Here is a 22,302-nt window from a genome sequence, read left to right as displayed (position 1 = left end):
TGTCGCGCCAACGGCCTCATGGTGAGCGCCATTCGACCTAGTGAAAACCCTATAAATCTGTCCCTTTTAAATGTTTGACCGTTGGGGGCGCGAATCGTTGCCGCGCGCGCACATCCGCATCGTGACGAACTGCGCAAGAGTGTTTAATCCGGAGGCTTTTTCAGTGCGAGACCGGAAAAAAACGCCGGCCTGGCATCCCGCCGGCATGCATATCCCTCTTGCGCCGCCGGGCGGGTGTGCACCCCATTAAATTGCTTTTTGATTTTTTAAAATGCAATAATGCGCGACATGGATGCCGCCCCTCTCGCCCCGGCCACCCTGGCCGTCGGTAGCGACCGCTACCTCATCGTCGATCTGCCCGCCCTGGCCTCGCCGCGCCTGCCCGTGGTGCTGCGCCTGCTGCTGGAAAACGTGGCGCGCCATATGCGCGGCGAGGAAAGGCAGGCGGCGATCGCCGCCCTGAACGGCTGGCTGGATACAGGCAGCAGCCTGGCCGAAATCGCCTTCCAGCCGGGCCGCGTGCTGATGCATGACACCACCAGCACGCCGGCCCTGGTCGATATCGCCGCCATGCGCGATGCGCTTGCCGAAGCCGGCGTCGACCCGGCGCGGCTCAATCCCGTGCTGCCGGTGGATGTCTCGGTCGACCATTCGCTGGCCGTGCAGGCCTATGCGCGGCCCGATGCCGCGCGCCTGAACATCGGGCATGAGATCCGCCGCAACGGCGAGCGCTACCGCTTTCTGCGCTGGGCCCAGTCGGCCCTGCGCGGCGTGCGCATCCATCCGCCAGGCACGGGCATCATGCACACCATCAACCTGGAACAGCTGGCCACGCTGGTGCAGGCCGAAATGCGCGAGGGCCGGCGCTGGGCCGTGCCGGACATGATGCTGGGCACCGATAGCCACACCCCCATGATCAATGGCATCGGCGTGCTGGGTTGGGGCGTGGGCGGGCTGGAAGCCCAGACCGTGATGTTCGGCATGCCCACCATGCTGCGCATCCCCGATGTCATCGGCGTGGAGCTGACCGGCGCCTTGCCGTCCGGCGTGCTGGCGACCGATCTGGCGCTGGCCGTCACCGAGCGCCTGCGCGCCCTCGGCGTGTCCGGCGAGTTCGTCGAATTTTTCGGCCCGGGCGTCAGCGCCCTGCCGGCCGGCGCCCGCGCGGTGGTGGCCAATATGGCGCCCGAGTACGGCGCGACCACGGCGTATTTCCCGCCCGACGAGGCGGCGCTGGACTATCTGCGCCAGACCGGCCGCGACGAGGCCAGCCTGGCGCTGGCGCGGTCCTATCTGCGGCGCAATGGCCTGTGGTTCGATCCCCAGGCGCGCCCGCGCTATACACGCACGCTGAGCATCGCCCTGGACCGCCTGGCCGCGAGCGCGGCCGGCCCGCGCCGCCCGCAGGACCGGCATGCGCTGGCCGAGGTGCCCGCGACGCTGCCGCCCTTGGACAGCGGCGCGCCCGGATTGCCCGCCTACCCCGTGGCCATCGCCGCGATCACCAGCTGCACCAACACCAGCGACCCGGCGCTGCTGATGGCCGCGGGACTGCTGGCGCGCAAGGCGCGCGCGCGCGGCCTGCGCGCCGCCCCCTGGACCAAGACCTCGCTGGCGCCCGGCTCGCCCGCGGCCTACAGCTATCTGCGCCGCGCCGGCCTGCTGGACGATCTGGGCGCCGTGGGCTTTGACATCGTGGGCTTCGGCTGCAGCACCTGCATCGGCAATGCCGGCCCCTTGCCCGCCGCCATCGATGCCGGCGCGCGCGCCGGCGCCATCCGGCCCGTCGCCATCCTGTCGGGCAACCGCAACTTCCCGGGCCGGGTCCACCCCGACCTGGAGCTGGGCTTTCTGGTGTCGCCGCCCATGGTGATCGCCTACGCCCTGGCCGGCGATGCGCGGCGCGACCTGGTCCATGGCCCCGTGGCCCACGACGCGCAAGGCCGGCCCGTGATGCTGGCCGAGCTGTGGCCGCATGAGGACGAGATCCAGGCCTGTCTGCGGGCCGGCCTGGCGCGCGAGGACTTCGCGCGCGATTTCCGCCGGGCCCAGGCCAATCCCGATTGGCATGCCCTGCCCGCGCCCGAGGGCGCCCGCTTTGCCTGGGACCCGGCGTCCACCATGCTGCGCCGCCCGCCGTTTGCCACCCGCGACGCCGGCAGCCTGCTGGGCCGCTATACCGCCTACCCGCTGCTGGCGCTGGGCGACGACGTCACGACCGACCATATCTCGCCAGCCAGCGCCATCCCGCCCGACAGCCTGGTGGCCGACTTCCTGGTGGCCCGCGGCGAAGACCGCGGTGATCTGAATGTCTTCGCCTCTCGGCGCGGCAATTGGGAAGTCATGCTGCGCGCCGCCTTCCACAGCCGCACCCTGGGCAACCAGCTGGCCGGGCAAGCCCCGGTGGCCCATACCCTGCATATCCCCAGCGGCCGCCTCATGCCGATCTGGGAAGCGGCCGCCCGCTACCAGGACGACGGACATAGCGTGGTGCTGGTGGCTGGCGAACGGTACGGCACCGGATCGTCGCGGGACTGGGCGGCCAAGGGCCAGCGCCTGCTGGGCATACGCGCCGTGCTGGCCGCCAGCTTCGAGCGCATCCACCGCTCCAACCTCATCGGCATGGGCATCCTGCCCTTGCGCCTGCCGGCGCAGTGGCCGGGCCTGGCGGCCGGCGACCGCATCGAGATCGACGCGGCCGACATCAGGCCGCGCGCGGACGTGCCGCTGCGCCTGCGCCACGCCGCCGGCGGCGCGACCGCCCTCGTGGCGCAGGCGGCCGTGGAAACCCGGTTGGAATGCGAGTTGCTGCGCGCCGGCGGCGTGATACCGGGCATCCTGGCGCAATACCTGGGAGGCTGAAATCCGGACGGCGGGCGATCCCGTTTAGCCCCTGCCCATCCGGGTTAAAGTGGCACGCATGAAACCGCACACCGCCCTTGCCGCGCAGATCATCGGCCTGATCCAGACCGAGGGTCTGGCGCCGGGCTCGCATCTGCCGGCGCAATGGCTGGCCGACCGGCTGCGGGTCTCGCGCACGCCGGTCAACGAGGCCTTGCGGGGGTTGGCCGGCCAGGGTCTCTTGGTCCGGCAGCCCAATCGCGGCTATTTCGTCGCCGCGCCGGCGCGTCAGGCCGAGGCCTCGGCGCCGCCGGAGCCGGGCGACCAGGCCTATTTCCGTATCGCCGACGACCTGCTCAACGGCGCGCTGCCCGAGGCCGTGACCGAATCCCAGCTCCGCCAGCGCTACCAGCTGACGGTGGCGCAGCTCAATGCCGTGCTGGACCGCATCGCGGCCGAAGGCTGGATCACGCGCCGCCCGGGCTATGGCTGGGAGTTCTCGTCCATGATGCGCACGCCCGACGCCTTGCTGCAGTCCTACCGCCTGCGCCTGGCGCTGGAACCCGCCGCCCTGCTCGAACCCGGCTATCGGCTGGATCCCGCCGTGCTGGCTCGCTGCCGCCAGGCCGAGCTGCAGCTGCTGCAAGGCGGCATCGAGACCGCCACCGCCGACCAGCTGCATGCGCGCGGGGTGCATTTTCACGAGTCGCTGGTCGAGGCCTCGCACAACGTCTTTTTCGTCGATGCCATCCGCCGCGTGAACCGGGTGCGCCGACTGCTGTCGTACCGCTCCATGCGCGACCGCAAGCGCTACCGCGACCATTGCGAGCAGCATCTGCATATCCTCGACCTGATCGAGGCCCAGCACCTCGCCGCGGCCGCCATGGCCTTGCGCGAACACCTGCAGCATACGCTGCGCAACATCGAAGCGATCGCGCCGCTGCTGCGCGCCTGACCCCCGGAAACCCGCCCCCATGCTCAACGACGTTCTCGACCTGATCAAGCTGACCGGCCTGGGCCTGACGCTGATGCTGCCGCTGGCCAATCCCCTGACATCCATGTCCCTGCTGCTGTCGCTGGGCCAGCACATCCCCTACCGCGAACGCCAGAAGCAGATCGGCCAGGCGGCCTGCTATGTCGTGGGCATCATGCTGGTGACCTATTACGCCGGCGCCTGGATCATGAGCACCTTCGGCATCTCCATCCCGGGGCTGCGGATCGCGGGCGGCCTGATCGTGGTGGCCATCGGCTTCAGCATGCTGTTCCCCAAGACCGCGTTGGAAGACATCCCGGAAGCCGACAAGGCGGCCGACGCCATCCCGCAGCGCGCCTCGCCCAATATCGCCTTCGTGCCGCTGGCCATGCCCGGCACGGCCGGCCCCGGCACCATCGCCATGATCATCAGCGCCACCTCGACCCTGGACGCCGCCGACCACTACGCCCGCTGGGTCATCGACCTGACGCCGCCCATTGTCTTCCTCTTGCTGGGCCTGCTGTTCTGGGTCTGCCTGCGCTGGGCCGGCCGCATCGTCAAGATCATCGGCCATGACGGCGTGGAAGCCATCTCCCGCGTCATGGGCTTTCTGCTGGTCTGCATGGGCGTGCAGTTCGTCATCAACGGCGTGCTGGAAATCATCACCACCTATCTGGGCCAGATCCACGGCGGCCCGCCGGCTTGACGGCCGCGCGGGCGCCCTAGTCCTGATCGGCGGGCGCGCGTTCGGCCAGTTCTTCGAGCAGGGTGGCCGAGGGCGCGAAGAACAGGCCGCCGGTCACCGCGCGCGAGAAGTCCAGCAGGCGGTCGTAATTGCCCGGCGGCTTGCCGACGAACATATTCTCCAGCATCTGTTCAATGGGCTGGGGCGAACGCGCATAGCCGATGAAGTAGGTGCCGAATTCGCCCTGGCCGGGGCGGCCGAAAGGCATGTTGTCGCGCAGAATCTTGACCTCGTTGCCGGCCTCGTCCTCCAGCGTCGTGAGCGCGCTGTGCGACCAGTCGGGCTTGCTCTCCTCGTCCAGTTCGATGTCCGAGAGCTTGCGGCGGCCGATGATGCGCTCCTGCTGCTCGACCGTGAGCGCGTTCCAGGCCGTCATGTCGTGCAGGTACTTCTGGACCAGCACATAGCTGCCGCAGCGGAAATCGGGATCCTCATCGCCGACCAGCGTGAAGGGCGGCACGGCCTCGCCCTCGGGATTTTCGGTGCCGTCGACAAAGCCGATCATGGCGCGCATGTCGAAATTGCGGAAACCCTGGACTTCGTCCACCACGTCGATCGCCGCTTGCAGGCGCGTCATGAGCTGGGTGAGCAGTTCAAAGCCCAGGTCCTGGCGGTCGGCGCGCACATGCAGCAGCAGATCGCCAGGCGTGGCGACGGCGCGGCGCTCGCCTTCGCCGAATTCCCGGAAGGGATGCAGGCTGGCCGGCACCGGGCCGCCGAACAGGCGCGGCCAGGCCTGGGCGCCGAAGGCCAGCACACAGGACAGCTGGCCGTCCGGCACGCGCTTGCCGACCGAGCGCACCAGAGCCGCGATATCGGCGCAGCACTCGCGCACCGTGGCGCGGCTGCGCGCATCAGGCTTGACCGTGGCGACCAGGAAAAAGGCGCTGCGCGTGACCGGCGCGCTGACTGGCTGGGACAGGATGGGCATGGTGAGGACTCGCTCGGGAAAGGTGATGGAAAGCCTAGAGCTCGGTGGCCTTGGCGCGGTGCATCCAGAAGGTAAAGCGGAATTTGTCGGCCGGATAGGTGCTGACCGTGATGAGGAATTTCTGCTTGGCCTGGTCCAGGTACTGGCGCGTGATCTCCAGGGCCGGCATATGCGGCGCGGCGCGCAGATAGGGCGCGACTTCTTCGGATAGCGAGGTCGCCGCGATCTCCTGCTTGACGTCCAGCACGGCGCGGCCGGAGTTTTTTTCGATCAAGGTGCACAGCAGGCCGGTGCCGTCCTGGATCTGGTCCAGGATGGGCAGGCCCTCCTTGGGATCGAGATAGGCGTCGGTCCAGCAGACCGGCGCGCGCTCGGGCGTCTTCTCGGTGCGCAGCATGCGGATCTTGAGCCATTTCTGGCCCGGGCGGCATTCCAGCGCGGCGGCCAGCCGCTCGTCGGCCACCGCATCGGAGATGTCGATGATGGTGCGTTCGGTATAGCTGGCGTAGTTGACCAGGTCCTCGATGTTATGGAGCGACTTGGTGTAGCGGTTGCGGGTTTCCTTGGACAGGATCACCGTCCCGGCGCGGCGCTTGCGGCTGATCAGGCCCAGCCCTTCGACGATGTTCAGGGCCGACCGTATCGTGGTGCGGCTGACGCCATGTTCTTCGGCCAGGGCGACTTCGCTGGGCAGTTGATCGCCGACCCGCAAAGGGCCTTCGGTGATCTGTTTGACCAGCACGCTCGCAAGCTCGGTGTAACGGACATCCATGATGGGCTTCTTGATGGTGGCGCGGGCCGCCGTATTGTACCGAGCCCGTCCCCCGCCGCCGGCCGCGCCGCGCGGCCATGCCGATTGACGAAGCGGCCCGGCGCTCCTTAGAATAGTACGTACCATTAAATGGTATCTACTATTAAAACGCGCACGCGCGCCGCTGGGAGGAGACCCCCTCATGTTGCAACGCTTCAAATACCTGGCCCTGGGCTGTGCCCTCCTCGCCCAGGCCTCGGCCTGGGCCGCCTATCCGGAAAAACCGGTCACCATCATCGTGCCCTTCCCCGGCGGACAGACGGGCGACATCATCGCCCGCAGCATTGGCGAACAGCTGGCCCGGAAGCTGGGACAGCCCTTCATCATCGAAAACAAGGCCGGCGCCGGCGGCACGCTGGGCACCGGCTATGCGGCCCGCGCCCAGAACGACGGCTACACCCTGCTGTTGACCAGCACCGGGCCCTTCGCGATCGCGCCCTCGCTGTATTCGCGCCTGCCCTACAAGCCGCTGGAAGACTTCTCCGCCGTGGCCGACATCGCCGCCACGCCCCAGATCCTGGCCGTGGGCGCCCAATCCGGCATCAAGTCGGTCGCCCAGCTGGTCGAGGCCGCCAAGAAGGGCGACCTGTCATATGCCTCGGCCGGCAATGGCTCGACCCAGCATCTGACGATGGAAGTCTTCAGCGGCGAGACCGGCATCAAGATGGTGCACATCCCCTTCAAGGGCAGCGCCGAGGCCCAGACCCAGGTCATCGGCGGGCTGATCCCGGCCACCTCCGATTCCCTGCCGGCCATCCTGCCGCAGATCAAGGCCAACAAGCTGCGCGCCCTGGCCGTGCTGGACAATGAGCGCAGTCCTTTCCTGCCCGATCTGCCCACGCTGCATGAACAGGGTTATCCGGCCATCAGCACCGTCGCCTTCTTCGGCCTGCTGGCGCCCAAGGGCACCGACCCGCGCATCATCGAAACCCTGAACACGCAGGTCAACGAGATCCTGCGCACGCCCGAGGTGGCGCAGCGCTTCCAGACGCTGGCGCTGACCCCGGCCAAGCCCAAGACGGCCCAGCAATTCCAGGACTATCTCGGCGGCGAAGTCGCCAAATGGTCGCGCATCGTCAACGACGCCCAGGTCAAGCTGGACTGAGGCCCGCGTCCGCCCTTTTCTTTCCCGATACGCCATGCGCCAAATACATACCGACCAGATCACCGACTGTATCGCCACCCTCTGCATCGAGGCCTGCCGCAAGCTGCCCGACGATGTGCTGGCGGCCTTTGAACGCGCCCGCCAGACGGAAATCTCGCCGCTGGGCAAGTCCGTGCTGGTAAAGCTCATCGACAATGACCGCATCGCGCGCGAGAACGATGTCTCCTATTGCCACGACACGGGCCTGGCCATCGTCTATGTCGATGTCGGCCAGGACGTGCGCATCGTCGGCGGCGACTACCAGCAGGCCGTGCACGCCGGGGTGCGCAAAGGCTATGCCGAAGGCTATCTGCGCAAGTCCGTGGTGGGCGACCCGCTGCTGCGGGTCAATACCAATGACAACACGCCCGCCGTCATCCATACCGACATCGTCCCCGGCGAGCAGATACGCATCACCGTGCTGCCCAAGGGCGGCGGCAGCGAAAACTGGAGCACGATGAAATTCCTCCTGCCCGGCGAGGGCGTCGAGGGCGTCAAGCGTTTCGTGCTCAATGCCATCGAAGCGGCCGGTGGCGCGGCTTGCCCGCCGCTGACCGTGGGCGTGGGCCTGGGCGGCAGTTTCGACAAGGTGACCGAGATCGCCAAGAAGGCCATTCTGCGCGATATCGGCCAGCACCACGAGGCGCCCCATATCGCCGCCCTGGAGACCGAGCTGCTGGAGGCCATCAACCGCAGCGGCATCGGCCCGCAAGGCTACGGCGGCTCCAGCACCGCGCTGTGGGTGGCGGTGGAAACCTATGCCTGCCACATCACCGCCCTTCCGGTCGCCGTCAACATCCAATGCCACGCCTCGCGCCGCAAGACCGCCATCCTCTGAGGACTCCCGCATGGCCACTCATACGCTCTCCACGCCGCTGACCGACGAGGTCATCCGCCAATTGCATGTCGGCGACGAAGTCCTGCTCAGCGGCACCATCTACATGGCGCGCGACGCCGCCCACAAACGCCTGGTCGACCTGCTGGACCAGGGCCTGCCGCTGCCGGTGGACCTGCGCGGCCAGACGGTGTTCTACGGCGGGCCGGGCCCCACCATGCCCGGCCACGCCATCGGCGTGGTCGCCCCCACCTCGGCCTACCGCATGGATCCCTATGCCACCGTGCTCTTTGACCACGGCGTGAAGGCCGCCATCGGCAAGGGCAACCGCGGCCCGGCGCTGCGCGAGAACTGCCGGCGCAATGGGGCGGTGTGCTTCTCGGCCATCGGCGGCATCTCGGCCACCCTGTTCGCCTGCATCAAGCGCGCCACCGTGGTGGCCTATGAAGACTTGAAGACCGAAGCCATCCAGCGCCTGGAGATCGAGGGCTTCCCGCTGCTGGTCACCAATGATGCGCACGGGCGCGATCTCTATGACGAGGAAGTCGCCAAATACCGGGCCCGGCTGGCCGGCTGATGCCGCCGCCATGACGCCGCGCTTCGATCTGGCCGATCTGCGTCTGTTCATCCTGGCGGCCGAGGAGAAAAGCCTCACCCGGGCCGCCCGCGCCATGCATTTGTCGCTGGCGGCCGCCAGCCTGCGCATCAAGGCGCTGGAAGCCCGGCTGGACCTGCGCCTGCTGTACCGCGAACCCACCGGCGTGACCCTCACGCCGGCCGGCCTTACCCTGCTGCGTCACGCGCGGCGCATGATGCGCCAGGCCGCGCTGCTGCAAAGCGCGGTGGACCGCCACCGCCAGGAGATCACCGGCCATGTGCGCATCTACGCCAACACCACGGCTGTCAGCGAGTTCATGCCGGCCGTGCTGCGCGATTTCCTGCGCAGCCATCCCGCCATCAGCGTGACGCTGGAAGAAAAGCTCAACCCGGACATCGCCCAGGGCGTGCGCGATGGCGCGGCCGACCTGGGCGTGCTCGCCGGGCCGGTCGCCGTCCGCGGCCTGCAGCGCATCCCCTTCTCGACCGACCGCCTGGTGGTGGCGGTAGCGCAGGAGCATGCGCTGGCCGCACGAAGCGCCGTGCGCTTTGCCGCGGCCCTGGGCTATCCGCAGGTCGGCCTGCACACCGGCAGCACCTTGCTGCACTTCCTGGAGCAGAAAGCCGCCGAGGCGGGGCTGGCGCCCCAGTGGCGCGTGCAGGTCGGCGGCTTTGAAGCCCTCTGCCGCATGGTCGAGGCCGGCGTGGGCATCGGCATCCTGCCCGCTTCGGCGGCGCGCCGCCACCAGGCCGGACTGAGGCTGCTGGCGCTGGACGAGCCCTGGGCGCCGCGCGAGCGCAGCATTGTCCTGCGCCAGCCCGCGCCGCGCTATGTGCAGGCCCTGATCGAGGGCATACGCGCCGCTCAGTAAAAGCGCGGCAGCAAGCGCTCGTGCAGCGCGCGCAGCGCCGCCGGCCCCTGGAAGGCCCCGTTCTTGACCAGCACCTCGCCATCGACCGACAGGGTCTGGTCGAACACCACGCCGTCGGGATGGTTCTCGCCGCCGCCCGGCTCCCACCAGGGCAGCCCCATGCCGATGGCGTTGGTGCCGGGCAGGCGGATGTCCTCGATGAAATTCGTGCCGGTAAAACAGGCGGCCGGGTGAAAGCCCAGCGTGAAGTGCACGAAATACCCGTACTGGCCATTGCCGGCGCGGCGCAGGGCCCGCTCCAGGCGCGGCGCGTCTTCGGCGCCCGCGCCCGAAAAACCCTGGATGCGGCCGTCCACCTCCAGCGTGATGGGACGGCGCAATGGCCGGTAGACCTCGTCGAAGAGGGCCTGCAGCACGATGCGCCCGCGCACGCTGTCGAGCTGGGGATAAAGGCTCTGAGCCCCCGGCACCGTATGGATGCCGGGCACATTGGCCACGCGGTGGCGTTTGAGCTTGACGGGCTGGAGGATGAAGCGGGCGTCGCTGCCCAGCGGGCAGGTGAAATGCGCCTCGGCGCCGGCGCGCGCGTCCAGGTATTCGGCCAAGGCCACCTGGAAATCCATCAGCGCGCCGAAATCCACCCCGCCGTAGACGCGCGCCAGGCTGGCCCCATCGGGCAGGGCCAGCAGGCCGTAGCGCACCCGGCCGGCCTTGATCGCCTCGTCATGCGGCGTGGAGCCGGCCATATAGGGAAAATTGAAATCCAGCCACACATCGGCCTGCGCGGCGGCGGCCGCGAAAGCCGGCGGCAGATAGGGATCGGCCAGCGCGCCCTGGAAAGGCAGCTTGGGCAAGGTCGCCAGCAAGGGCGTGGCCCCTGCCTGGCACACCGCGCCGAAGACGGCATCGAGCAGCTCGGGATCGGTGCGCGTATCGGCCGATATCAGCACGCATTCTCCGGCCTGCACCGCGAAATGCTCGCTCACCAGCACCCGGGCCGCGGCGGACAGACGATGATCCTTGATGGCGGACACTCCCATCGAAACTCCCTTGTCGCCCGTCATTCGGGCCGGTTCAGTTGGAAGACTTCGCGCGTGACGGCGTAGTCCATATAGCCCAGCCGCGAGATGGCCTGCAGCCGCTCGGCCTTGACCATCCCGTCTTCGATCATGGCGTCATCGACGTAGATGCCGAGCACGCGGCCGATCACCATGCGGCTGATCCAGCCCTCCTCGCTGCTGGGCAGCTCCAGGATGTCGTGCACCGCGCACTCCAAGTGCACGGGGGACTCCTTGACGCACGGCGCCTTGACCAGCCGGCCGGGCACGGCGGTCACGCCGGCCAGGCCGAACTCGTCCACATCGCGCTCGACCGAGGCGGACGAGGCGTTGATGGCGTCGCGCAAGGCATAGGTCGCGAGATTGACGACGAACTCGCCGGTTTCGCGGGCATTGAGCACGGAGTCTTTTTCGCCGCCGGCCACATGGCGGCCGTTGGCGCAGAAGGCCACCATGGGCGGGCGCTCATTGACGGCGGAAAAAAAGCTGAAGGGGCTCAGATTGGGCACGCCCGCGCCCGAGCGGGTGGACACCCAGCCGATGGGGCGCGGAATGACGCAGGCCTTGAAGGGGTTGTAGGGCAGACCGTGGTCGTTGCGGTCGCAGTGATAGAACACTAGGCGCTCCTCGTTCAGGCAGCCGCGGTCTGGCGGGCCAGATCGCGCAGGTTGATGGCGTCATTCGCCAGGTCGGCCACCGACACCGGCGTGCGGTTGGCGATGAGCGTGGTCAGCGCGCGGCGCTCGCGTCCCATATTGGCCAGCACCGCGAAAGTCAGGCAGCCCTGGTGCAGCGACAGGCTGATGAAGCGCCCGCTGGCCGGATCGCCGCGCACCACGGCCTGGTCCACCGGCCCCGGCAGGCCCACGACCTGGAGATTCATGCCGAACTGATCGGTCCACATCCAGGGAATCTCGTCATAGGCGGTCTCGCGGCCCAACATGCTGCGGCACACGGCCACGGTCTGCTTCTCGGCATTCTCCCAGGTTTCGAGCCGGATGCGGCGGCCGTAATGACGATTGGGATGCGAGGTCACATCGCCGGTGGCGTAGACATCCGGCGCGCTGCTGCGGCCGCAAGCATCGACCACGATGCCGTCCTCGCACTCGATGCCGGCCTCGCGCGCCAGCTCCACATTGGGCACCACGCCTATGCCCACCACCAGAGTGTCGGCGCGCCAGGTCTCGCCGGTCTGGCAGCTGACCTCGACACCGTCGTCATGCGCCCGCACCCCGGTCACCACCCTGCCGGTCTGCAGCTTCACGCCATGGGCGCGGTGCACGGACTCGACATAGCGGCCCACCTGCCGGCCGGTCACGCGCGCCAGCGGCACATCGGCGGACTCCAGCACCGTCACTTCGCAGCCCAGGCCGCGCGCGGTCGCGGCGACCTCCAGGCCGATGAAGCCGCCGCCGATGAGCAGGATATGGCGGCCCGGCACCAGCGCCTGGCGCAAGCGCAGCGCGTCATCGGCGCCGCGCAGCACATGCACGCGCGGATGAGACGGCAGGCCCGGAAAGGCGCGCGCCCGCGCGCCGGTGGCGATGAGCAGCTTGTCGTAGCGCAGCATGCCGGCCGTGGTGGACAGCACATGGCCCACGGGGTCCAGCGCCAGCGCCCGCTGGCCCAGCAGAAGTTCGACGCCGTCATAGGCGGCGGCCGGATTGACCGCGCACTGCTCCAGCGTGCGCGCGCCGTTCAGATACTCCTTGGACAACGGCGGACGCTCATAGGGCAGATGGGTTTCCTCGCCCACCAGCACGATGCGGCCGGTATGGCCCTCTTCGCGCAGGATCCGCACCGCCTTGCCCGCGGCATGTCCCGCGCCCGCGATCACGATGGTTTCCGTCATTTATGCTTCCTTGTCAGCCGATACTCATGGGTGCGTCGGGCACCGCCTTTTGCAACTCGCCGGAAGGTCCGGCTTCGCTGCGCGAACGCCCGCGCAGCGCCTGTTCGAGCCAGCCCGCCTCGGTGCGGGGCTCGGCGCCGAACAACAGCCTGGTATAGGGATGGCGCGGCGGCAGCACCTCGTCGCGCCTGCCGCAGTCGACCACCTTGCCGCCGCGCATGACCGCGATGTCGTGCGCGATGCTCTGCACCGTGCCCAGATCGTGGGTGATGAAGATGTACGATACCCCGCGCTGGCGCTGCAAACGGGCCAGCAGGGCAATAATGCCTTGCGCCACCAGCGGGTCCAGGGCCGAAGTGACCTCGTCGCAGATGATGACGTCGGGCTGCGCGGCCAGCGCGCGCGCGATGCAGACGCGCTGCTTCTGCCCGCCGGACAACTCGCCCGGATAGCGGCGGGCCACCTCGGCCGGCAGCTCGATCTCCGCCAGCAGCTCTTCGACGCGGCGCGCCACGGCCGAGGCCGGCAAGCCATGGTAGAAAGCCACCGGCCGGCCCAGCGATTCGCCTATGGTCAACCTGGGGTTCAATGCCGTGTCAGGCGTCTGGAACACCAGCTGGATGCGCCGCAGGGTGTCGCGCGAGCGGTCGCGCAAGGCCGCCGGCAGCGCCTGGCCGTCAAAGCGCAGCGTCTGCCGCGGCCCGGGCACCAGGCCCACGATGGTCTTGGCCAGGGTGGACTTGCCGCTGCCGGACTCGCCCACCACGGCCAGCGTGGTGCCGCGCCGCAGCCGCAGCGAGACCTCGTGCAGCACCTGTACCGGCCCATAGCTGAGCGACAGCTTGTCCACCGTCAGGATGGTGTCCTCCTGGCTCACCGGCTCGGGCGCGCCGCGATGCCGGCTCACGGCCAGCAGCTCGCGCGTATATTCGCGCGCCGGCGCATCGACCACCTGGCGCGCCGTGCCCGCCTCCACCAGCTCGCCATGGCGCAGGACCATGATGCGGTCGCAGATCTGCGACACCACGGCCAGGTCGTGGCTGATATAGAGCGCCGCGCTCTGCTGGCCATGTATGGCTTTCTTGATGGCGGCCAGCACCTCCAGCTGGGTGGTCACGTCCAGCGCGGTCGTGGGCTCGTCGAAGACCACCATTTCCGGCTCGGAAACCATGGCCATCACGGTCATGGCGCGCTGCAGCTGTCCGCCCGAGACCTGGTGCGGATAGCGTTCGCCGAAGTTTTCCGGGTCGGGCAGGTCCAGCTTGCGCAGCAAGGCCACCATGCGCTGGCGCGCCGCTTCGCGCGGCATGCCGTCGCGCACCAGGGTTTCGGTCATCTGCCGGCCCAGGGTGTAGGCGGGGTTGAAGGCCGCCGATGCCGACTGGGCGACATAGGTCAGCTTGCGGCCCAGCAGCTGATTGCGCCGGGCCAGGGGCATGGCCAGCAGGTCCTGCCCACGGTAGAGCACCTGGCCGCCCGTGTGGCGCACGCCGGCGCGCAGATGTCCCAGGGCCGCCAGGCCCAGGGTGGACTTGCCCGCGCCCGACTCGCCGATAATGCCCAGCACCTCTCCGGCGCGCAGGGTCAGGCTCAGGCCCTTGAGCAGTTCGCGCGAGGGCGTGGCGGAGGTGGCCAGGCGCAGATCCCGGATATCGATCAATGGCGAGGTCATCTCAAACATCCTTGCGGCGCAGCAAAGCGTCCGCCAGCAAATTCACACACACCGCCACGATGGCGATCATGCCCGCGGGAAACAGCGGCGCGGTCAGGCCAAAGCCGATGGCCGGCGCGTTGTCGCGCACCATCCCGCCCCAGTCGGCGGCCGGCGGCGGCACGCCCAGGCCCAGGAAACTGAGCGAGCTGATGAACAACAGGCTGAACATGAAACGGATGGCCAGTTCGGCGGCCAGCGGCCCCATGGCGTTGGGCAGCAGTTCGCGGCCCAGCAGCCAGCCCAGGCCTTCGCCCCGCAGCCTGGCGGCCACCACATAGTCCTGCACCGCGATATCCATGGCCAGCGAGCGGGTGAGCCGGAAGATGCGCAGGCACTCGAACAGCACCAACACGGCGATCAGGACCGGAATGGAATTGCCCAGCAACGAGATCACCAGCAAGGCAAAGATCAGCGGCGGAAACGACATCAGCAGATCGACCGCGCGCGAGAGCACGGCGTCCACGGCGCCCGAGCAGAAGGCGGCCGCCAGGCCCAGCCCCGTGCCCAGCGCGAAGGCGCCGGCGGCGATCACCGCGGCCAGGGCCAGGCTGTTGCGCCCGCCCTCGATCACGCGCGCCAGCATGTCGCGTCCCAGCTGGTCAGTGCCGAATGGATGCGCCCAGCTCATCGGGCTCCAGGGATCTCCCACCATGTCGTCGGGGCCGACCGGCCAGAGCCAGGGTCCGGCGACCACGGCCAGCACCACCAGCGCCAGCACCAGCAAGGCGACGCGGGTCACCGCCTCCGAACGCCGGCAGGCGGCCAGGACATTCATCATCGCCGTCATCGCGGGTGCCTCAGTTTGGGGTTGAAAGCCAGGGCCGTGACATCGGCCACCAGGTTCAGGCCGATATAGGCGGCGCCGAAGACCAGGCCGCAGACCTGCACCACCTGGATGTCGCGCTTGGACACGGCGTCCACCATCCATTGGCCCATGCCCGGATAGGTGAAGATCACCTCGACCACCACCACGCCCACCACCAGATAGGCCAGGCTGATGGCCACCACATTGATGATCGGCCCGACCGCGTTGATGAAAGCGTGGCGCAGCACGATCTGGCCTGGACTGCAGCCCTTGAGCCGGGCCATCTCGATATAGGGATGGGACAGCACGTTGATGACGGCCGCGCGCGTCATGCGCATCATGTAGGCCATGACCATGCAGACCAGGGTCAGGGCCGGCAGCACAATGCGCAACACCCGTTCGCCCAGGGCCATGTCCGGGTTGACGGTGGACAGCACCGGCAGCCAGCCCAGCTGCAGGCCGAACACCAGCAGCAGCACATAGCCCATGAAGAACTCCGGAAAGGAGATCGAGGCCAGCGACACCACCGAGATGACGCGGTCGGCGGCCGTGCCCTGCTTGAGCGCCGACAACAGGCCCAGGGCCAGCGCCAGCGGCACGGCCACCACGGCCGCGCTGACGGCCAGGAAAAGCGTATTGCCCAGGCGCTCGCTCAACACGGGCGCGATGGGCATGCCCGTCACCAGCGACTGGCCGGCATTGCCGGCCGCCATGTCGCCCAGCCACTCCACATAGCGCGTGGCGGCGGGCTCGTCCAGGCGCAAGGCCCGGCGCAGGTTCTCGACGGCCTGCGGCGTGGCGTCCTTGCCCAGCAGCGCCTCGGCCGCGTCGCCGGGCATGAGCTCGACCGCCATGAAGATGAACACCGATACCAGCCATAAAGTGATCAGGGCCCAGACCAGCCGGCGCCCGATCAATCGCAATAAGGTCATGCGGATTTCCCCCTTTGTTATTACGTGCCTGGGCGCGCCGGACGCGCCCAGGCCGTCAGGCCAGCCAGCAGCGTTCGGCGATGCGGCAGCCGGCCAGCTCCATATTGGGCGCGCCCAGATTGCCGCGCACCTTGGCGCTGGCGCCGTCCAGGAAGTTGTTGAACAAGGGGATGATGGGCCCGCCGTCATCGCGCATCAGCGCCTGCATCTCCGCGTAGATCTGCGCCCGCTTGGCCTGGTCCAGCTCGGTGCGCGCGGCCAGCAGCAGCGTGTCGAAGCGGGCATTGGACCAGTGCGTGTCGTTCCAGGCGGCCTTGGAAAAATAGGCGGTGGTGAAAATCTGGTCCGGCACGGCGCGGCCGGCCCAATAAGTGATCATGAAATCCTTGGAGCGCCACACCGTCTCCCAATAGCCATCCTGCGGCTCGCGCACCACGTTGATGGTCATGCCCGCCTTCTCTGCGTCCATCTTCAGCAGCACCGCCATGTCGATGGCGCTGGAGAAGGCGGCCGTCGAGGTGCGCAGGTCGATCGCCCCGCTATGGCCGGACTTCTTGTAGTGAAAGCGCGCGCGGTCCAGGTCCTGCTCGCGCTGCGCCAGCGTGGCGTCAAAGAAAGGCATATAGCGGCCGACCGCGTGGTCATTGCCCAGCGAGCCGTAGCCCATGAGCAGGCGGTCCAGCATCTGCTTGCGGTTGATGGCGTGCTTCATGGCCAGGCGCAGGTCCGGATTGGCGAAAGGCCCCCGGTCCGAACGCATATTGAGGGCATAGAAGGCATTGCCGCTGGCGTTGATGACCCGCAGGCTGGGCAGGCGCTCAAGCAGCTTGACCGTCTTGGGATCCAGGCGGTTGACGACCTGCACTTCGCCCGACTGCAGCGCGGCCAGGCGCGCGGCATCGTCGTTGACCACGCTGATGGCGATCTCGTCGACGTGGGCGCGGCCTTCCTTCCAGTAGTTGGGATTGCGCTTGGCCAGAAAGCGCACGCCGGGCTCGTACTGCTGCAGGATGTAGGGGCCGGTGCCCACGCCATCGATCGTGGCCTGGCCGTCCGGCACGATGCTCAGGTGGTAGTCGGACAGCAGATAGTGCAGGTCGGCGTTGCCGGTCGCGTGCACGATCTTGACCTGCATCGGCCCGGCCTTCTCGATCGAGGTGATCTCCTTGAGCAGGCCGGCCGCGCCCGACTTGGTGTCCGGGCCGGTATGGCGGCGCAGGGAAAACACGACGTCGTCGGCCGTCAGCGGCTTGCCATTGTGAAAAGTCACGCCCTCGCGGATATGGAAGATCCATTCGCGCGCGCCCGGGCCCACGTCCCAGCGCGTGGCGATCTCGGGGATGGCCTGGCCGTCTTCCGTGATCTCGATCAGCGTGTTGTACAGGGTGTAGTTGATGGTGCGCTCGACCGGCGAGCCAAAGCCGCCGCGCGCCGGATCCAGGGTATTGGTGGTCTGCCCGCCGGCCAGGCCCAGCTTCAGGCGGCCGCCCTTGACGGGCGTTTCGGCCGCCTGGGCCTGTCCGAACGGCAGGATCAGGCCACAGGCCGCGCCCAGGCCCAGGGTGGCCGCGCCCTTGATGAGATCACGGCGGGTAAGCGAGGAAGACAGATCGGCTTGCTTCATGCGGACTCCAGAACGGTCGTTGACACGGCGGAAAGATGCTGCGACAGCAAGCGGGCCACCTCATCGGGCCGCTCGACATGGGGGATGTGCCGCGTGCGCGGCAGGGCTTCGAAACGGGCGCGCGGCAGGCGGGTCGCCGCCTCGCGGGCATCGGCGTAGGAGACCGTGACGTCGTCCTCGCCCCAGATCAGCATCAGCGGCAGGCGCTCGCCCAGGGCGGCCAGCCTGTCCGTCTGCATATCGTCGTTGATGGATCCCCGGTAGTAGCGGCCGATGGCGGCGAAGGACTCGGCCGCGCCGGCCGAATTATTCATGCGCCAGGTTTCCTCGATATAGGCTTCGCTGACCAGGGCCGGGTCGTATACCCCCACGCGCAACCGTTCGGCCACCGAGTCGCGGTCCATGCGCGACAGATAGCCGGCGGTCCACTCGCGCCGCTGCGGCGCCAGCGGCGCCAGGCCCACGGCGCCGATCAGCGCCAGGCTGCGCGCCCGCGCCGGATGCGTGGTGGCGAAGGCCGCGGCATGCAGGCCCCCCAGCGAGGAACCCACGACGTCCACGGCCCGCAGTTCCAGGCTGTCGAGCAGACGGGCCAGCATGGCGGCGTGGCCGGCGGCGCGGTAGTCGAAATCCGGGCCCTTATAGGACAGGCCATGGCCCGGCAGGTCGATGGCCAGGCAGACACGGCCCTGGGCGGCCAGGCGCGCGCCCAGCTCGTCCCAGATCTCGGCATGCGAGCCCAGGCCGTGCACGCACAGCACGGCGGGGCCGGCCTGGCCCCATTGGCGCACGCGCACATTGATGCCGCCGGCATCGGCGAAATACTGGATGGGCCCGCTCATCATCAGGCCTCGGCGGCGCCGAACAGGCGCTCCAGATTGTGCTTGATATAGTGCTGCACGCCCTTCTCCAGGCGCGACATGCGACCCGGCACGAAGGAGGCCGCGCGCGTGACGTTCTGCAGCGACTCGACCATGGAGAAGTCCTCGGCCAGCACCTTGTCCAGCATTTCCTTGAACTCGCCCACCACGCGGTCGCGCTGCGGACCGTCCACCGTCTCGGGCATCCACAGCACCATGCCCGACAGGCGCATGGTCTCCGGTCCGGTGGGCCAGCTCGTATAGACCGAAATGTAGTCAGGGCGCACGAAGAAATTCAGGTTGGGGCTCAACAGCCCGGTGGCCGAATAGCGGTCGGACTTGCCTTCCAGCGCCGGGATGCGCCGCGAAGTCAGGTCCCCGGACTTGGACAGCGTGCCGGCGTCGTACTCGTCGATGAAGACCTGGCCGTTGGCGCGCAGGTCATAGGGCAGGTCCACCGTCTTCATGAAGCGGCCGATGGAATCCTTGTGCAGCACGCCCACATGGTAGAAGTCGATGAAGTTCTCCACCATCAGCTTCCAGTTGCACTTGAGCTCGGCATCCACGCGCAGGCCCACCTTCAGCTGGCCAGTCTGGATATAGCCGAACTTCTCGTCGAAGTCGCGGATGAAGTCGGCGAAGGGCACGGGCTCCTTGGCCAGCGACACGAAGATGAAGCCGCCCCACAGGCCCACGCTCAGTTCGGGCAGGCGGCAGTTCTTGCGGTCGAAATCCTCGGCGTCGCGCATATACGAAGCGCCCTTGAGCGCGCCATCCAGGCCGTAGAGCCAGCCGTGGTAAGGACAGGTGAACTCCTCGGCATTGCCCTTGCCGGTGGCGATCTCCACGCCCCGGTGCAGGCACATATTGGCGTAGGCGCGCACGGTGCCGGTCTCGTCGCGGCACAGCAGCACCGGATCGCGCAGCACGCGCAAGGCCATGTAGTCGCCCGGCTTGGCCAGCTCGTCCTCGCGCGCCAGGCAGAGCCAGTCGCGGCGGAAGATCTCCTCCTCTTCGCGCGCCAGCACGTCCGGGTCGTTGTAGATGAAGCCCGGCGAATGCGACGCCTGGGTCACCTCGCGGAAGGTCTTGTCGAACATGCGTACCGCTACTTCCTTGACTGCCATGGTGTTCACCCCTTGATTGATGTCAACCCCGCGCCACACGGTGGGCGGCTTCAAAATTCGTCATGAAACTGCGCAGATTGGCGGCGAGGTCTTCGCACATATAGCCGCCCTCCTGAACCAGCACGGTGGGCAGGCCCAGGCCGGCCAGCGCCTGAGCGATGCGCCCGAAGCCTTCGGTGCTGATGGACAGCCAGGCCAGCGGATCGCGCTCATAGCCGTCAAAGCCCAGGGCCACCACCAGGGCCTGGGCGCCCCATTGCGAGGCCCGCTCCAGCGCCGCCGACAGCTGCGCCAGATAGGCGGCGTCGGCCGTGCCGCGCGCCAGCGGAATATTGAGATTGGCGCCCTCGCCTTCGCCCTGGCCGCGCTCCCCGGCGCTGCCCCAATAGAAGGGGTAGAACTCGGCGGTGTCGCCATGCAGCGAAATGGTGAGAACGTCGCCGCGCGCATAGAAAATATCCTGCGTGCCATTGCCGTGATGCACATCGACGTCGATGATGGCCACGCGGTCATAGCGCTCGCGCAGCACTTCGGCGGCCACCGCCGTCCCGTTCAGATAGCAGAAGCCGCCGGCGTATTCAGGACCGGCGTGATGGCCCGGCGAGCGGCACAGGGCATAGGCCGCGTCCAGCCGGCCCTGGGCCACGCCGCGCGCGGCGCTGGCCGCGCTGTTGGCGCCCCACCGCATGGCCTGCCAGGTGTGCGGACCGATCGCGCAGGCCAGGTCGTACATATGAAAGCCCGCGCGCCCGACGATGCCTTGCGGGTAAGGCGCGTCTGGCCGGCGGGGATGGGCATTGGGAACGACTTCGGGGCCGGCATTGGGCAGCCGCGACCACAAGGCATGCGCGTGCTCAAGAAAATCCAGATACCGAGCCGTATGCACGCGGCTCAGGTATTGCAGGCCGAAGTCCTCGGGCGCATGGATGGCATAGCCCATGGCCGCCACGCCTTCGCGCAGGCCGGCCAGGCGCGCCGGGACATCGGGATTGGGCCGCACGCGGCCGGCCACCATGAAATGCTCGGGCTGATGTTGCTGCTGTTGATCGGCGTAAACCACATGCATCGCGGCGCTTCCATTGAATCGTTGACCCGATGCGCATGTTCCGGTAGCGTGTCGTATAAATCAAATGGATTTTGATTATCCAATCATAAATACAGTTTATAGAGCTAGAACGCCGATGCAACCCGTCTCCAAACTCCTGACCGAAAGCTCGCTGGCCCGCAGCCTGGACTGGAACCTGTTGCGCACTTTTCTGGTGATCGCCGAGGCGCAGGGCATCTCGGCGGCGGCGGACATCCTGGGGCGCACCCAGCCCGCGGTCAGCGCCGCGCTCAAGCGCCTGGAGGAGACCATGGGCACGCAGCTGGTGCAGCGCAGCTCCACCCGCTTCAGCCTCTCGGAAACCGGCGCCCTGCTGCATCGCGAATGCCGCGAGATCTTCCACACCATCCGCAACATCCCCGGCCTGATCGGCGAAGACCCTTCGGCCATCGCCGGCACGCTGCAGCTGCACATGGCCAGCCACATCGTCAGCGACATCATCGACGACACGCTGGCGGCCTTTCATGAGCGCTATCCGCAGGTCACGCTGGATATCTGCCTGCAGCCCAGTTCGGCGCTCATCGAATCGCTGCTCAACCGGTCCATCAACGTCGGCGTGTCGCTGGCCTGCAGCAAGGTGGCCGAGCTTGAGTACTTCCACCTCTACCAGGAGTACTTCGGCCTGTTCTGCGGCCCGCGCCATCCCCTGTTCGGCAAGCGCGGCCTCACGCTCGACGATCTGGCCGGCCACAATGCGGTGTCGTTCAAGGTGGTGGCCAACTCGGAGGTGCTGCAGACCATCAACGGCATGTACCGCCAGGCCAGGCTCGCCATGCCTTTCCGCGGCATATCGGACCATCTGGAAGAAGTGCGCCGCATGGTCCTGGCCGGCATGGGCGTGGGCGCCCTGCCCCTGCACGTGGCCGCGCGCGATGTGCGCGATGGCCAGCTGTGGCGACTGCCGCCTTTCGAGCATCCAACGCCCATCGACGTCTATCTGGTCAGCAATCCCAAGGCGCAGCTCTCGCGCGCCGAACAGGCTTTCGCCCGGGTGATGCAGGAAGTGACGGCGGCCAAGCCCATCGAGGCCCGCATCTATGCCGTCGAACTCTCCGAACCCCGCTGATTTCCCACACTTTTTTCTACACACCACTGGAGAACCGCAACATGACGTGGCATCCCGCCGCATCGGCCGACCTGAACGGCAAAACCATGCTGGGCGTCGAAATCGCCGGACGCGATATCGCCTTGTGCAAAGTGGGCGACGCCGTCTTCGCCACCGGCAACATCTGTACGCACCAGCATGCCTATATGACGGACGGCTACCTTGAAGACGGCTGTATCGAATGCCCCTTGCACCAGGCGGTCTTCGATGTGAAGACCGGCGAGGTGCTCGAGGGGCCGGCGCGCGAGCCGCTGCCCGTCTATCCGGTCAAGATGGCCGAAGGCCAGGTCTGGGTGGAGCTGCCCGACTGAGGTCCCGCCACACCGCAGGCCCTCCGTCCCGGCGCCAGGACGAAGGGCTAGCGGCGTCCA

Annotated in this window: 21 protein-coding genes; 9 read left to right on the top strand and 12 right to left on the bottom strand. The window is 67.9% G+C overall.

Going from position 1 to position 22,302, the window contains the following annotated elements:
- Nucleotides 1–279 precede the first annotated feature (279 nt).
- From acnA to L540_RS12135, 3 genes are read left to right on the top strand one after another with little or no spacing between them, the layout of a single operon-like run.
- Nucleotides 280–2,862, top strand: coding sequence for an aconitate hydratase AcnA (gene acnA, locus L540_RS12145; protein ID WP_082149625.1), 2,583 nt, complete (start codon nucleotides 280–282; stop codon nucleotides 2,860–2,862).
- Between the two features lie 58 nt (nucleotides 2,863–2,920).
- A complete protein-coding gene (locus tag L540_RS12140) occupies nucleotides 2,921–3,796 on the top strand; it encodes a GntR family transcriptional regulator (RefSeq protein WP_043208790.1) in 876 nt (291 codons plus the stop codon).
- A gap of 19 nt (nucleotides 3,797–3,815) precedes the next feature.
- Nucleotides 3,816–4,520: a MarC family NAAT transporter gene (locus L540_RS12135; RefSeq protein ID WP_043208789.1), complete on the top strand. Its 705-nt coding sequence runs from the start codon at nucleotides 3,816–3,818 to the stop codon at nucleotides 4,518–4,520.
- 16 nt (nucleotides 4,521–4,536) lie between these two features.
- On the opposite strand, the gene L540_RS12130 is transcribed toward L540_RS12135, so the two are convergent.
- Both L540_RS12130 and L540_RS12125 read right to left on the bottom strand, forming a co-directional pair.
- Nucleotides 4,537–5,490: a Dyp-type peroxidase gene (locus L540_RS12130; protein WP_043208787.1), complete on the bottom strand. Its 954-nt coding sequence runs from the start codon at nucleotides 5,488–5,490 to the stop codon at nucleotides 4,537–4,539.
- Nucleotides 5,491–5,524: 34 nt separating this feature from the next.
- Nucleotides 5,525–6,262: a GntR family transcriptional regulator gene (locus L540_RS12125; protein ID WP_043208785.1), complete on the bottom strand. Its 738-nt coding sequence runs from the start codon at nucleotides 6,260–6,262 to the stop codon at nucleotides 5,525–5,527.
- A gap of 181 nt (nucleotides 6,263–6,443) precedes the next feature.
- Here L540_RS12125 and L540_RS12120 point away from each other — a divergent pair, with 181 nt between their 5' ends.
- From L540_RS12120 to L540_RS12105, 4 genes are read left to right on the top strand one after another with little or no spacing between them, the layout of a single operon-like run.
- A complete protein-coding gene (locus L540_RS12120) occupies nucleotides 6,444–7,406 on the top strand; it encodes a Bug family tripartite tricarboxylate transporter substrate binding protein (RefSeq protein ID WP_043208783.1) in 963 nt (320 codons plus the stop codon).
- A 34-nt stretch (nucleotides 7,407–7,440) separates the two neighbouring features.
- Nucleotides 7,441–8,283: a fumarate hydratase gene (locus tag L540_RS12115; protein ID WP_048026363.1), complete on the top strand. Its 843-nt coding sequence runs from the start codon at nucleotides 7,441–7,443 to the stop codon at nucleotides 8,281–8,283.
- Between the two features lie 10 nt (nucleotides 8,284–8,293).
- The gene (locus tag L540_RS12110) at nucleotides 8,294–8,857 is read left to right on the top strand and encodes a FumA C-terminus/TtdB family hydratase beta subunit (protein WP_043208781.1); all 564 of its coding nucleotides are present in this window, start codon (nucleotides 8,294–8,296) and stop codon (nucleotides 8,855–8,857) included.
- A 10-nt stretch (nucleotides 8,858–8,867) separates the two neighbouring features.
- Nucleotides 8,868–9,749, top strand: a complete 882-nt coding sequence (locus tag L540_RS12105; protein ID WP_043208779.1) for a LysR family transcriptional regulator — start codon at nucleotides 8,868–8,870, stop codon at nucleotides 9,747–9,749.
- On the opposite strand, the gene L540_RS12100 is transcribed toward L540_RS12105, so the two are convergent.
- The 10 genes from L540_RS12100 to L540_RS12055 are packed head-to-tail and all read right to left on the bottom strand — an operon-like array spanning nucleotide 9,743 to nucleotide 20,787.
- Nucleotides 9,743–10,789 carry a M29 family metallopeptidase gene (locus L540_RS12100; RefSeq protein WP_043208776.1) on the bottom strand — a complete coding sequence of 349 codons (1,047 nt, stop codon included), beginning with the start codon at nucleotides 10,787–10,789 and terminating at the stop codon, nucleotides 9,743–9,745. The two genes, L540_RS12105 and L540_RS12100, sit on opposite strands and share 7 nt — an antisense overlap.
- A gap of 20 nt (nucleotides 10,790–10,809) precedes the next feature.
- Nucleotides 10,810–11,424 (bottom strand): flavin reductase family protein, encoded by a 615-nt coding sequence (locus L540_RS12095; RefSeq protein WP_043208774.1) that lies wholly within the window; start codon nucleotides 11,422–11,424, stop codon nucleotides 10,810–10,812.
- 14 nt (nucleotides 11,425–11,438) lie between these two features.
- On the bottom strand, nucleotides 11,439–12,659 hold the full coding sequence (locus L540_RS12090) for an NAD(P)/FAD-dependent oxidoreductase (RefSeq protein ID WP_043208772.1): 1,221 nt from the start codon (nucleotides 12,657–12,659) through the stop codon (nucleotides 11,439–11,441).
- Nucleotides 12,660–12,672: 13 nt separating this feature from the next.
- Nucleotides 12,673–14,331, bottom strand: a complete 1,659-nt coding sequence (locus L540_RS12085; protein ID WP_068945287.1) for an ABC transporter ATP-binding protein — start codon at nucleotides 14,329–14,331, stop codon at nucleotides 12,673–12,675.
- A 1-nt stretch (nucleotide 14,332) separates the two neighbouring features.
- The gene (locus L540_RS12080) at nucleotides 14,333–15,160 is read right to left on the bottom strand and encodes an ABC transporter permease (RefSeq protein ID WP_231584786.1); all 828 of its coding nucleotides are present in this window, start codon (nucleotides 15,158–15,160) and stop codon (nucleotides 14,333–14,335) included.
- Nucleotides 15,157–16,110: an ABC transporter permease gene (locus tag L540_RS12075; protein ID WP_043208770.1), complete on the bottom strand. Its 954-nt coding sequence runs from the start codon at nucleotides 16,108–16,110 to the stop codon at nucleotides 15,157–15,159. Before L540_RS12075 ends, L540_RS12080 begins: the two co-directional genes overlap by 4 nt.
- A 55-nt stretch (nucleotides 16,111–16,165) precedes the next feature.
- Nucleotides 16,166–17,734, bottom strand: coding sequence for an ABC transporter substrate-binding protein (locus L540_RS12070; RefSeq protein ID WP_043208768.1), 1,569 nt, complete (start codon nucleotides 17,732–17,734; stop codon nucleotides 16,166–16,168).
- Complete coding sequence (locus L540_RS12065) at nucleotides 17,731–18,579, bottom strand: alpha/beta fold hydrolase (protein ID WP_082149624.1); 849 nt, start codon at nucleotides 18,577–18,579, stop codon at nucleotides 17,731–17,733. Before L540_RS12065 ends, L540_RS12070 begins: the two co-directional genes overlap by 4 nt.
- Nucleotides 18,579–19,721, bottom strand: coding sequence for an aromatic ring-hydroxylating oxygenase subunit alpha (locus tag L540_RS12060; protein WP_131726039.1), 1,143 nt, complete (start codon nucleotides 19,719–19,721; stop codon nucleotides 18,579–18,581). The genes L540_RS12065 and L540_RS12060 overlap by 1 nt, the downstream gene beginning before the upstream one ends.
- Before the next feature lie 22 nt (nucleotides 19,722–19,743).
- On the bottom strand, nucleotides 19,744–20,787 hold the full coding sequence (locus L540_RS12055; RefSeq protein WP_043208762.1) for a histone deacetylase family protein: 1,044 nt from the start codon (nucleotides 20,785–20,787) through the stop codon (nucleotides 19,744–19,746).
- 115 nt (nucleotides 20,788–20,902) lie between these two features.
- On the opposite strand from L540_RS12055, the gene L540_RS12050 reads away from it, so the two are divergent.
- Nucleotides 20,903–21,892, top strand: coding sequence for a LysR family transcriptional regulator (locus L540_RS12050; RefSeq protein WP_048026359.1), 990 nt, complete (start codon nucleotides 20,903–20,905; stop codon nucleotides 21,890–21,892).
- Nucleotides 21,893–21,933: 41 nt separating this feature from the next.
- Nucleotides 21,934–22,242, top strand: coding sequence for a Rieske (2Fe-2S) protein (locus tag L540_RS12045; protein WP_048026357.1), 309 nt, complete (start codon nucleotides 21,934–21,936; stop codon nucleotides 22,240–22,242).
- The last annotated feature ends 60 nt before the right edge of the window (nucleotides 22,243–22,302 follow it).

Source organism: Bordetella pseudohinzii, from assembly GCF_000657795.2.
In the GTDB taxonomy this organism is placed as follows: domain Bacteria; phylum Pseudomonadota; class Gammaproteobacteria; order Burkholderiales; family Burkholderiaceae_B; genus Bordetella; species Bordetella pseudohinzii.
This window is presented reverse-complemented; position numbering and strand designations above follow the sequence as displayed.